This is a genomic window from Variovorax sp. Varisp36, assembly GCF_047304235.1.
In the GTDB taxonomy this organism is placed as follows: Bacteria; Pseudomonadota; Gammaproteobacteria; order Burkholderiales; family Burkholderiaceae_C; genus Variovorax.
On sequence record NZ_JBGLYU010000027.1, the window covers coordinates 72,289 to 82,048 of the forward strand.

At 67.3% G+C, this 9,760-nt stretch carries 10 protein-coding genes; 7 read left to right on the plus strand and 3 right to left on the minus strand.

Annotated elements, in window-relative coordinates:
- Positions 1-58: 58 nt before the first annotated feature.
- Positions 59-2,068, plus strand: coding sequence for an AsmA family protein (locus ACCD11_RS17255; RefSeq protein WP_042674051.1), 2,010 nt, complete (start codon positions 59-61; stop codon positions 2,066-2,068).
- On the opposite strand, the gene ACCD11_RS17260 is transcribed toward ACCD11_RS17255, so the two are convergent.
- The 3 genes from ACCD11_RS17260 to gpmA form a co-directional block, all read right to left on the minus strand.
- Positions 2,065-2,841, minus strand: a complete 777-nt coding sequence (locus ACCD11_RS17260) for a HesA/MoeB/ThiF family protein (protein WP_413314805.1) — start codon at positions 2,839-2,841, stop codon at positions 2,065-2,067. The genes ACCD11_RS17255 and ACCD11_RS17260 overlap by 4 nt on opposite strands.
- A 12-nt stretch (positions 2,842-2,853) precedes the next feature.
- Positions 2,854-4,296, minus strand: a complete 1,443-nt coding sequence (locus ACCD11_RS17265; RefSeq protein ID WP_042674053.1) for a S41 family peptidase — start codon at positions 4,294-4,296, stop codon at positions 2,854-2,856.
- A gap of 103 nt (positions 4,297-4,399) precedes the next feature.
- Positions 4,400-5,143 carry a 2,3-diphosphoglycerate-dependent phosphoglycerate mutase gene (gene gpmA / locus ACCD11_RS17270; protein ID WP_007837175.1) on the minus strand — a complete coding sequence of 248 codons (744 nt, stop codon included), beginning with the start codon at positions 5,141-5,143 and terminating at the stop codon, positions 4,400-4,402.
- Between the two features lie 72 nt (positions 5,144-5,215).
- On the opposite strand from gpmA, the gene ACCD11_RS17275 reads away from it, so the two are divergent.
- The 6 genes from ACCD11_RS17275 (at position 5,216) to nadA (ending at position 9,676) form a co-directional block, all read left to right on the plus strand.
- The gene (locus tag ACCD11_RS17275; protein ID WP_007837177.1) at positions 5,216-5,632 is read left to right on the plus strand and encodes a rhodanese-like domain-containing protein; all 417 of its coding nucleotides are present in this window, start codon (positions 5,216-5,218) and stop codon (positions 5,630-5,632) included.
- A gap of 20 nt (positions 5,633-5,652) precedes the next feature.
- Positions 5,653-5,913: a glutaredoxin 3 gene (gene grxC, locus ACCD11_RS17280; RefSeq protein ID WP_007837180.1), complete on the plus strand. Its 261-nt coding sequence runs from the start codon at positions 5,653-5,655 to the stop codon at positions 5,911-5,913.
- A gap of 205 nt (positions 5,914-6,118) precedes the next feature.
- Positions 6,119-6,583, plus strand: a complete 465-nt coding sequence (gene secB / locus ACCD11_RS17285) for a protein-export chaperone SecB (RefSeq protein WP_007837580.1) — start codon at positions 6,119-6,121, stop codon at positions 6,581-6,583.
- A gap of 25 nt (positions 6,584-6,608) precedes the next feature.
- Positions 6,609-7,649 (plus strand): NAD(P)H-dependent glycerol-3-phosphate dehydrogenase, encoded by a 1,041-nt coding sequence (locus ACCD11_RS17290; RefSeq protein WP_413314806.1) that lies wholly within the window; start codon positions 6,609-6,611, stop codon positions 7,647-7,649.
- Between the two features lie 25 nt (positions 7,650-7,674).
- Entirely contained in the window at positions 7,675-8,553 is an 879-nt protein-coding gene (gene nadC, locus ACCD11_RS17295; RefSeq protein WP_413314807.1) for a carboxylating nicotinate-nucleotide diphosphorylase, read from the plus strand.
- Positions 8,554-8,560: 7 nt separating this feature from the next.
- A complete protein-coding gene (nadA, locus tag ACCD11_RS17300) occupies positions 8,561-9,676 on the plus strand; it encodes a quinolinate synthase NadA (protein WP_413314808.1) in 1,116 nt (371 codons plus the stop codon).
- Positions 9,677-9,760 lie beyond the last annotated feature (84 nt).

Here is a 9,760-nt window from a genome sequence, read left to right on the forward strand (position 1 = left end):
CGGTTTTTGCGGCCCGCCGCCGACCTGGACGACGCGAGGCCCGTAGTGACAATGACCCATGGCAACGATGATCCTTCGCAACCGGCCCCTCTGGCAGAAGCTGCTCGCATTCGTCGTGCTGCTGTTCGCGGCGCTGGTCATCGTGCTCGCCTTCTTCCCCTGGGACACGCTGCGCGGACCGGTCAACCGCTATGTCAGCGAGCAAACGGGGCGCAAGTTCGAGATCACGCGGCGGCTCGACGTGGGCCTTGGCTGGGGGCAGGCAACGGTCAAGCTGGACGGCATCGAGTTTGCCAATCCCTCTTGGGCGCGCGACCCGTACTTGGTCAAGGCGGACCGCGCCGAGTTCGACATCCGCGTCTGGCCGCTGATCACGAGCAAGGTCGTCATTCCCCGGTTGTTGCTTTTCTCGCCGACGCTCGGGTTGCAGATGGAGGCCGACGGGCGCCGAACCTGGGCGCTCGGCAAGGACACCTCCGACCCCGGCACGGTGCCCGACATCGGCCTCATCCAGGTCGATACCGGCGTGGTCGACTTCCTTGCCAAGCACCTCGGCGTCGACCTGCACGCCGACCTGAGCTACGACAGCAGCCGCGGTGAAATGCCGCTCAACTACCGAATCAAGGGCCGCTACAAGGGCCAACCGCTGACCGCCAGTGGCCGCACTGGCAACGTGCTGCAGATCAATGCCGCGGGTGCGCCGCCGTTCCCGATGGAAATCAATGCGGCTGCCGGCCAGACCCAGCTGAAGGCCGCCGGCACCGTGGCCGAGCTGTCGGGGCTCGACGGCATCGATGCCAAATTCGAGATCAAGGGCCAGACGCTGGGCGCGCTATACCCGCTGCTCGGCATCGCGCTGCCACAGACTTCGCCCTATGTCCTGAGCGGCAAGCTGGGCAAGCGCGGCAAGCTGTGGCAGGCCACCGGCCTCAACGGCAGGCTGGGACTGTCCGACATCGCCGGCGACATGCGCTTCGACCAGGCCGGCCAGTTGCCGTACCTGGCGGGCGACCTGCGTTCGCGCGTGATGGACATGGACGACCTCGGCCCGTTGATCGGCCTGCAGCCCACGGCGCGCACTGCCAACGCCGTGGAAGGCGTAGCCCCGCCCCCGACCATCACGCAGGTCAGGCGCCCGGGCGGCAAGGTGCTCCCTGCGACCCCGCTTGACTTCGAGCGCGTGCGCGCAATGAACGCCGACGTGAAGTACACGGCCGACCGCATCCGCAACGTGCGCGACATTCCACTCGAGCGCGGCAGCGTTCAGGTCAAGCTGGCCAACGGCGTGCTCACGCTAGATCCGCTCGACCTCGGCATGGCTGGCGGCAGGTTCGCCGGCGCGATCCGCATCGATGCCTCGAAGAACCCGGCGGATATCCGCGCCTCGCTCGACGTACGGGCGATGCAGCTGGCCCGCCTCTTTCCCAAGCTCGAAACGACGGGCAACAGTGTGGGGCGGCTGGACGGGCGCATCAACCTGTCGGGCTCCGGCACTACCGTGGCCAACTGGCTCGGGGGCGTGTCGGGCGACGTGGCGGTCATGTCGGGGCGTGGCCAGTTCGGCAACCTGCTGCCGGTGTTCGCGACGCTGGTGGGCGGCGACATCATCAAGTTCGTGCTGCGCGGCGACCGCAACGTCGAGCTGCGCTGCGCGGCGTTGGCCTTCGACGTAAACAAGGGGCTGATGACGGGGCGCACGATGATGGTGGACACGACCAACGCCGTGTTCATCGCCACCGGCCAGGCCAACCTGGCAACCGAGGGGCTCGACTTCGTGATCCACCCGGAGCCCAAGAGCAAGAACATCCTGTCGATCCGCACGCCGCTGGTATTGAATGGCACCTTCGGAGCGCCGAAGGGCGGCCTGCAGGCGGGGCCGCTGGCGGGACGCGGCCTGGCCGCGCTGGCGCTGGGCGCCGTCAATCCGCTGCTGGCACTGGCCGCGACCGTCGAAACCGGGCCGGGTGCGGATTCCGATTGCAAGAGTGTGCTGGCTCAGGCAAACACCCCCGCGGCTGGGGCGCCCGCCAAGGGGGCAGCCCGCGCGAAGGGCGCAAAGCAGCCTTAAACGACGCCGTGGACGGGCAGGGCGGGGCGCTGCGCGCAGACGCTGCAGTGCGGGTCGCGCGCCACGCGCAGCGTGTCGAAAGATGTGCTGCGTCCGTCGAACATCAGCAGCCTGCCTGCCAGCGACGGCCCGATGCCGGCCAGCAGCTTTAGCGCTTCGCTGGCCTGCAGCGTGCCGATGGTCCCAACCACGGGACCGAACACACCCAGGACGGCGCAGCGCGTTTCCTCGAAGGCGGCATCGGTCGGGAACAGGCAGGCGTAGCAGGGCGAGGCGGCGTCACGGGTGTCGTAGACGCTCAACTGCCCGTCGAAGCGGATCGCCGCACCGGCCACCAGCGGCCTGCCATGGACCACGCAGGCGCGGTTGACGGCATGCCGCGTGGCAAAGTTGTCGCAGCAGTCCACGACCACGTCAGTCTCGGCCACCAGGCGCGACAGCAGCGCCTCGTCGGCGCGCAGGGCGTGGGTTTCGATGGTGATGTCGGGGTTGATGTCGCGCATGGCCCGCGCGGCCGATTCGACCTTGGCGAGGCCCACCCGCGCATGGGTGTGGGCAATCTGGCGCTGGAGATTGGTGAGATCCACTTCGTCGTCGTCGACCAGCGCGATGTGGCCGACGCCTGCTGCCGCAAGGTACAGGGCAACCGGCGAGCCCAGCCCGCCGGCACCTATGACAAGAACTCGCCCGGCACTGACGCGCGTTTGCCCGTCGATGCCGAACTCCTCCAGAAGGATGTGGCGCGAGTAGCGCAGCAGATCGCTATCTTCCATGCGCCGCCCGGCTCAGTTTTCTTTCTTTTCTTCCTTGTTGTCGATGATGACCTGCGTCTTGCTCACGAGCACCGGCTGGCCCTTCAGGCGGTTGAGCGCCTGCACCAGCGGGAAGTCCTTGTCGGTGCCGAATTCGGGCACCTTGCGATCCTGCGGCGGCTTCTTGGCTTCTTCCTCGAGGCGCTTGCGGGCTTCGTCGCGGGCCTTTTCGCGTTCCGGGTCCTTGACTTCGGGGCCCTGGCCGCTGGCCAGGTGCTTCTCGAGGTCGGCTTCGCGCATGCGCAGGGCGGCAAACGGGCTGCCTTCGGCGCTTTCGTCGATCAGCACGTTGGGCACGATGCCCTTGGCCTGGATCGAGGTGCCGCTGGGCGTGTAGTAGCGCGCCGTGGTGATCTTCAGGCCGGTATCAGGGCCGAGCGGGCGCACCGTCTGAACCGAGCCCTTGCCGAAGGTCTGGCTGCCCATGACGGTTGCGCGCTTGTGGTCCTGCAGCGCGCCGGCCACGATTTCGCTGGCCGAGGCCGAGCCTTCGTTCACCAGTACCACCAGCGGCACGTTCTTCAGCGCGGCGGGCAGGCTGCGCAGCGGGTCGCTTCCGGAACGGCGCTGGTAGAACTCCGGCGCCGCCTTGTAGACGGACTTGCTTTCGGCCAGCTGGCCGTCGGTGGTGACCACCGTGACGTTCTCGGGCAGGAAGGCGGACGACACCGCCACCGCCGCGTCGAGCAAGCCGCCCGGGTCGTTGCGCAGGTCGAGCACCAGGCCCTTGAGGTTCGGATCTTCCTTGTACATCTCGTCGATCTTCTTCACGAAGTCGTCGACGGTGCGTTCCTGGAACTGCGACAGGCGGATCCAGCCGTAGCCGGGCTCCATGATCTTGCCGCGGACCGATTGCGTGCGGATTTCCTCGCGCGTGATCGTGACCGGGAAGGTGCGGCTTTCGTCCTTGCGGAAGATGGTCAGCAGCACCTTGGTGTTGGCTTCGCCGCGCATGCGCTTGACCGCCTCGTTCAGCGACAGGCCGCGCACGGCGGTGTCGTCGATCTTGGTGATCAGGTCGTTGGGCTTCAGTCCGGCGCGGAAGGCCGGGGAGCCTTCGATGGGCGAGACGACCTTGATCAGGCCGTCTTCCTGCGAAATCTCGATGCCCACGCCGACGAAGCGGCCGGTGGTGCCCTCGCGGAATTCCTTGAAGGACTTCTTGTCGAAGTACTGGGAATGCGGGTCGAGGCCCGCGACCATGCCCGAAATGGCGTCGGAGATGAGCTTTTTCTCGTCGACCGGCTCGACGTAGTCGCTCTTGACCATGCCGAAGACGGCAGCGAGCTGCTGCAATTCCTCGAGCGGTAGCGGCGCAAGCGATCCGCGTGCGACGGTCTGCAACGAGACGGTGGTCAGGACGCCGGCAACGGCGCCGGCGGCGACCCAGCCGGTGATCTTCAGTTTCTGGCCCATCATGAGTGGTTGTCCTTGTCGGCGGCTGTCAAACCAATATACACAGCTTGGAAGCAAATTGCCTGCCGGGGTTCCACGTAGGGCCCGGCAGAAAAGGGTTTCTTCAGCCTTTACCTTGCGAGGCCACCGCGGCGGCGGCCTTTTCGGCGGCCGCGGCATCGCCCAGGTAGTAGTGGCGCATGGGCTTGAGGTCGTCGTCGAGCTCGTAGACCAGCGGGATGCCGTTCGGGATGTTCAGGCCGACGATGGCGTCGTCGGAGATGCCGTCGAGGTATTTCACCAGCGCCCGGATCGAGTTGCCGTGGGCCGCGACGACCAGGCGGCGCCCCGTGCGGATGGCTGGCGCCATCGATTCGTTCCAGAACGGCAGCACGCGCGCCACCGTGTCCTTCAGGCACTCGGTCAGCGGGATCTGCTCGGGCGACAGCTTGGCATAGCGCACGTCGCTGCGCTCGCTGCGCGGATCGTCGGCTTCCAGCGGCGGGGGCGGGGTGTTGTAGCTGCGGCGCCAGACCAGCACCTGCTCGTCGCCGTACTTCTTGGCGGTTTCGGCCTTGTTCAGGCCCTGCAGGCCGCCATAGTGGCGCTCGTTCAGGCGCCAGGAATGGACCACCGGCAGCCATGTGCGGTCGAGCTCGTCGAGCGTGTGCCACAGGGTGCGGGTGGCGCGCTTCAGGACGCTGGTGTAGGCGACGTCGAAGTCGTAACCTTCTGCCTTGAGCAGCCGGCCGGCCTGCTTGGCCTGCTCGACGCCGGTTTCCGTGAGGTCGACGTCGGTCCATCCGGTGAAGCGGTTTTCGAGATTCCAGGTCGATTCGCCGTGACGGATCAATACCAGTTTGTGCATGTGGGAGGCCTTTGGCTGCGCTTGCGAAACCTCGCATTCTAAAATCCTCGGTTTGCCATTCAAGGAACCCCCGTGAAATTGATCGAATTCGTCACCGCGAACTGGATGCTGATCCTGATCGCGCTCAGCTCCGGCGCCATGCTGGCCTGGCCGCTGGTACGGGGTGCGGGCGGCGGAACGCTCACGGCCCAGGGCGCCGTGCAGCTCATCAACCGCGAGCGCGCGGTGCTGGTCGACGTGCGCGAGCCGGAAGAATTCGCCACCGGCCACATGATCGGCGCCAAGAACGTGCCCCTGAACCAGCTCGAGGAAAAGCTGACGGGCGCGGTCAAGAACAAGACCGTGCCGCTGCTGCTGGTATGCGCCACCGGCACCCGCGCCCAGCGTGCCGTGGCCATGGCCAGGAAGCTGGGCTACGAGCAGGCCCAAGCCGTGGCCGGCGGACTCAAAGCCTGGAAAGACGCTAACCTGCCGGTTGAAAAAGCCTGAGTCTTCCCAAGGTAGAGAGCATGCAAGCCGTCAAGATGTACACCACCGCCGTCTGCCCTTACTGCATTCGTGCGAAGCAGATCCTGAAGTCCAAGGGGGTCGAGCAGATCGAGGAGATCCGCATCGACACCGACCCGCAGGCCCGCAACACCATGATGGAGATCACCCAGCGCCGCACGGTGCCGCAGATCTTCATCGGCGAGACGCACGTGGGCGGCTGCGACGACCTGATGGCCCTCGACGGCCGCGGCGGCCTCGTGCCTCTGCTGCAGGGTGCGTAAATAGGCTCTCCCCCAGGCTTCGCGCACTTCGTGTCGCTTCTCCAACCCCCTACCGGGGGCAACACCAGCGGCCCGGCAAAGCCGGTTCCGCGGTGTTTCACGGATGAGCCTCGTCGTGGGGCGATAATCTTGAGTCCATTCATCTGCAGCCCGCTGCGGGAACCTTTCCCCGGCGGGCATTGTTTTGATCCTCGAAAGTTCAGCCATGGCCGACCAGCAAGCCCAAGATCCCGTGTTCCAGATCCAGCGCGTCTACCTCAAGGACCTGTCGCTCGAGCAACCCAATTCGCCCGCGATCCTGCTGGAACAGGAACAGCCCACGGTCGACATCCAGCTCGGCGTGGACGCCCAGCCGGTGACCGACGGCATCTTCGAGATCACCGTTTCGGCCACCGTGCAGACCAAGATCGGCGACAAGACCGTGTTCCTGGTCGAGGCCAAGCAGGCCGGCATCTTCGAGATCCGCAACCTGCCGGAAGACCAGATGGGCGCGATTCTGGGCATCGCATGCCCGCAGATCGTCTACCCGTACCTGCGCGGCAACGTCGCCGACGTGATCCAGCGCGGCGGCTTCCCGCCAGTGCACCTCGCCGAGATCAACTTCCAGGCGATGTACGAACAGCAGCAGGCGCAGGCCGCCGGCCAAGCCGCGCCGACCCTCGCGCAGTAAACCGGCACAGACGCCGCCAACGCCGATGAAGATCTGCGTTCATGGCGCCGGTGCCTGGGGCACGGCAGTCGCCGTCAACGCGGCGGTTCGCCACGAGGTCACGCTCTGGGCGCGCGATGCCGCTCAGGCCGACGCCATGTCGGCCGCGCGCGAAAACACCCGTTACCTGCCCGGGCTGGCTTTGCCGGCCTCGCTCGCCGTGCGCGCCGGCGACATCGCCCAGGCGCAGGCCGGCGCCGACCTCGTCATCGTGGCCACGCCCATGGCCGCCCTGCGCGAGCAGCTCGTCGCACTGCGCGGCACCACCGCGGCGGTGGCGTGGCTGTGCAAGGGCGTCGAGCCCGCACTCGACAGTTCTCCCGAATCCTTTGGCCTGCTGGCCCACGAAATATGGGCGCAGGTTGCTCCTGATTTGAGAGCGGGCGTGCTCAGCGGCCCCAGCTTTGCGCAGGAGGTCGCCGAAGGGCGGCCGACCGCGCTGGTGGCCGCCAGCCCGCATGCCGCGGTTCGCGACACGCTGGTCGATGCCTTCCACGGACCCGCGCTGCGCGTGTACGCCAACGAAGACATCGTGGGCGTGGAAGTGGGCGGCGCGGTCAAGAACGTGCTCGCCATCGCCACCGGGCTGTGCGACGGCCTTGCGCTGGGGCTCAACGCCCGGGCGGCACTCATCACCCGCGGCCTCGCCGAAATGACCCGCTTCGGCCTCGCGCTGGGCGCCCGCGCCGAGACTTTCATGGGCCTTTCGGGCCTGGGAGACCTCGTGCTGACCTCCACCGGCGACCTGTCGCGCAACCGCAAGGTCGGCCTGCTGCTGGCCCAGGGCCGAACGCTGGCGCAGGCCGTCGATTCGCTCGGCCACGTCGCCGAAGGCGTGTATTGCGCCCGCACCGTGGTGCAGCGCGCGCGCGGCCTTGGTGTCGAGATGCCGATCGCCGAGGGCGTGGTCGCCCTGCTCGACGGCCGCGTGAGCCCGCAGGACGCCGTGGCCGCCCTGACGGGCCGCGACCCGGTGCCGGAATCGGTCCAGCCGGGCGCCGCGGCTTCCCCTCGTCAATCCTCCTGAAGAAAAAACGCAGAGACAAAGAGCCATGAGCCTTCGCTTCGATTTTTCAGCGTCGGCCGTGGCCGCGCTGGCCCTGTCCGATGCCATCCGCGCATTGCAGGAAGACGTTGCCGACGGCGACCTCACCGCGTCGCTGGTCGATCCCGTCCGTACCGTGCGCGCCCGTGTGCTGGCGCGCGAAGCTGCCGTGGTGTGCGGCGCGCCCTGGGTCGAGGCGGCCCTGCGGCAGCTCGACCCGCAAGTGCGCATCCACTGGCTCTGCGCCGAAGGCGAGCGTTGCGCGGCCGGCCAGACCGTGGTCGAGATCGAAGGCTCTGCGCGTGCACTGCTGACGGCCGAGCGCACCGCGCTCAACTTCCTGCAATTGCTGAGCGCGGTCGCCACCAAGACCGCCCTGTATGCCGACGCCGTGCGAGGCACGCGTGCCCGCATCGTCGACACCCGCAAGACGATTCCGGGCCTGCGCCTCGCTCAGAAATACGCTGTTCGCACCGGTGGTGGCCTGAATCACCGCATTGGCCTGTACGACGCGGTGCTCATCAAGGAAAACCACATCGCCGCGGCCGGCGGCGTGGCGGCCGCCCTGCGCGCCGTGGCGCCGGTGGCTGCGCGGGCCGCCTTCGTCGAAGTCGAGGTCGAAACGCTGGCCCAGCTGCGCGAGGCGCTGGACGCCGGCGCGCGCATGGTGCTGCTCGACAACATGGATTTGCCCACGCTGCGCGAGGCCGTGCGCATCAATGACGAAGCCGGCGAAAGCCGCAAGGCCGTGCTGGAAATATCCGGTGGCGTCACGCTGGACGGCCTGCGCGCCCTGGCCGAAACCGGTGTCGACCGGATCTCGGTGGGCGCGTTGACCAAGGATGTCAAAGCCATCGACTATTCGATGCGTTTCCAGGAAGGCTGATCCGCCCATGTCGTCTCCGGTCATCGACATCGACTACGAACAGCCCGCGCTGAAAGGTTCAGCCTGCGACACGCGCCACGCCTGGGCCCGCGTGCCCCCCGAGCCTTCGCCCGATGAACGCACCGCGCTGAAGGAGCGCATCCGCCGCCTGCTGCGTGAGCGCAATGCCGTGATGGTGTCGCACTTCTATGTGCACCCCGACCTGCAGGACCTGGCCGAGGAAACCGGCGGCATCGTGAGCGATTCGCTCGAGATGGCGCGCTTCGGCCGCGACCATGCCGCGCAGACGCTGGTGGTGTCGGGCGTGCGCTTCATGGGCGAGACTTCGAAGATCCTGTCGCCCGAAAAGCGCGTGCTGATGCCCGACCTCGACGCGAACTGCTCGCTCGACCTGGGCTGCCCGGTCGACGAATTCAGTGCCTTCTGCGACCAGCACCCCGACCGCACCGTGGTCGTCTACGCCAACACCAGCGCCGCCGTGAAGGCGCGCGCCGACTGGCTCGTCACGTCGAGCTGCGCGCTCGACGTGGTGGGTGCCCTGCACGCGGCGGGCCAGAAGATCCTCTGGGGCCCCGACCGCCACCTGGGCGACTACATCCAGCGCCAGACCGGTGCGGACATGGTCAGCTGGAACGGCGCCTGCATCGTGCATGACGAATTCAAGGCGCTGGAGCTCGAACTGCTCATGAAAGAGCACCCGAAGGCGAAGGTGCTGGTGCACCCGGAATCGCCGTCGGACGTGATCGCGCTGGCGGATGCGGTGGGTTCCACCTCGGCCATCCTGAATGCCGCGCAGCGCATGGACGCCAGCGAATTCATCGTCGCCACGGACACCGGCATGCTGCACAAGCTGCGCACGCTGAACCCCGGCAAGACCTTCATCGAGGCGCCAACCGCCGGCAACGGCGGCACCTGCAAGAGTTGCGCGCATTGCCCGTGGATGGCGATGAATGGGTTGGTGGAGCTGGCGAATGCGCTGGAGACGGGTGCGGGCGAGATCCACGTCGATCCGGCACTGGGGCTGCGGGCGCGTGTGCCGATCGACCGCATGCTGGCGTTTACGGCCGGGCTGAAGAACGGGCAGGCGCCGGGCAGCTTGGTTGCCGGCATCGGCGCTGCCTGATCCCGTCTTGCACCTTCCCCCTCTGGGGGAAGGTGGGATGGGGGCAGCAGAGCGCTTCCTGGGTATGCCGCTTGCCCCCATCCC

Coding starts and splice junctions, on each gene's coding strand:
- ACCD11_RS17255 (WP_042674051.1), top strand. CDS start 59: ATGGCAACGATGATCCTTCGCAACCGGCCCCTCTGGCAGAAGCTGCTC.
- ACCD11_RS17260 (WP_413314805.1), bottom strand. CDS start 2,841: ATGGAAGATAGCGATCTGCTGCGCTACTCGCGCCACATCCTTCTGGAG.
- ACCD11_RS17265 (WP_042674053.1), bottom strand. CDS start 4,296: ATGGGCCAGAAACTGAAGATCACCGGCTGGGTCGCCGCCGGCGCCGTT.
- gpmA (WP_007837175.1), bottom strand. CDS start 5,143: ATGCACAAACTGGTATTGATCCGTCACGGCGAATCGACCTGGAATCTC.
- grxC (WP_007837180.1), top strand. CDS start 5,653: ATGCAAGCCGTCAAGATGTACACCACCGCCGTCTGCCCTTACTGCATT.
- secB (WP_007837580.1), top strand. CDS start 6,119: ATGGCCGACCAGCAAGCCCAAGATCCCGTGTTCCAGATCCAGCGCGTC.
- ACCD11_RS17290 (WP_413314806.1), top strand. CDS start 6,609: ATGAAGATCTGCGTTCATGGCGCCGGTGCCTGGGGCACGGCAGTCGCC.
- nadC (WP_413314807.1), top strand. CDS start 7,675: ATGAGCCTTCGCTTCGATTTTTCAGCGTCGGCCGTGGCCGCGCTGGCC.
- nadA (WP_413314808.1), top strand. CDS start 8,561: ATGTCGTCTCCGGTCATCGACATCGACTACGAACAGCCCGCGCTGAAA.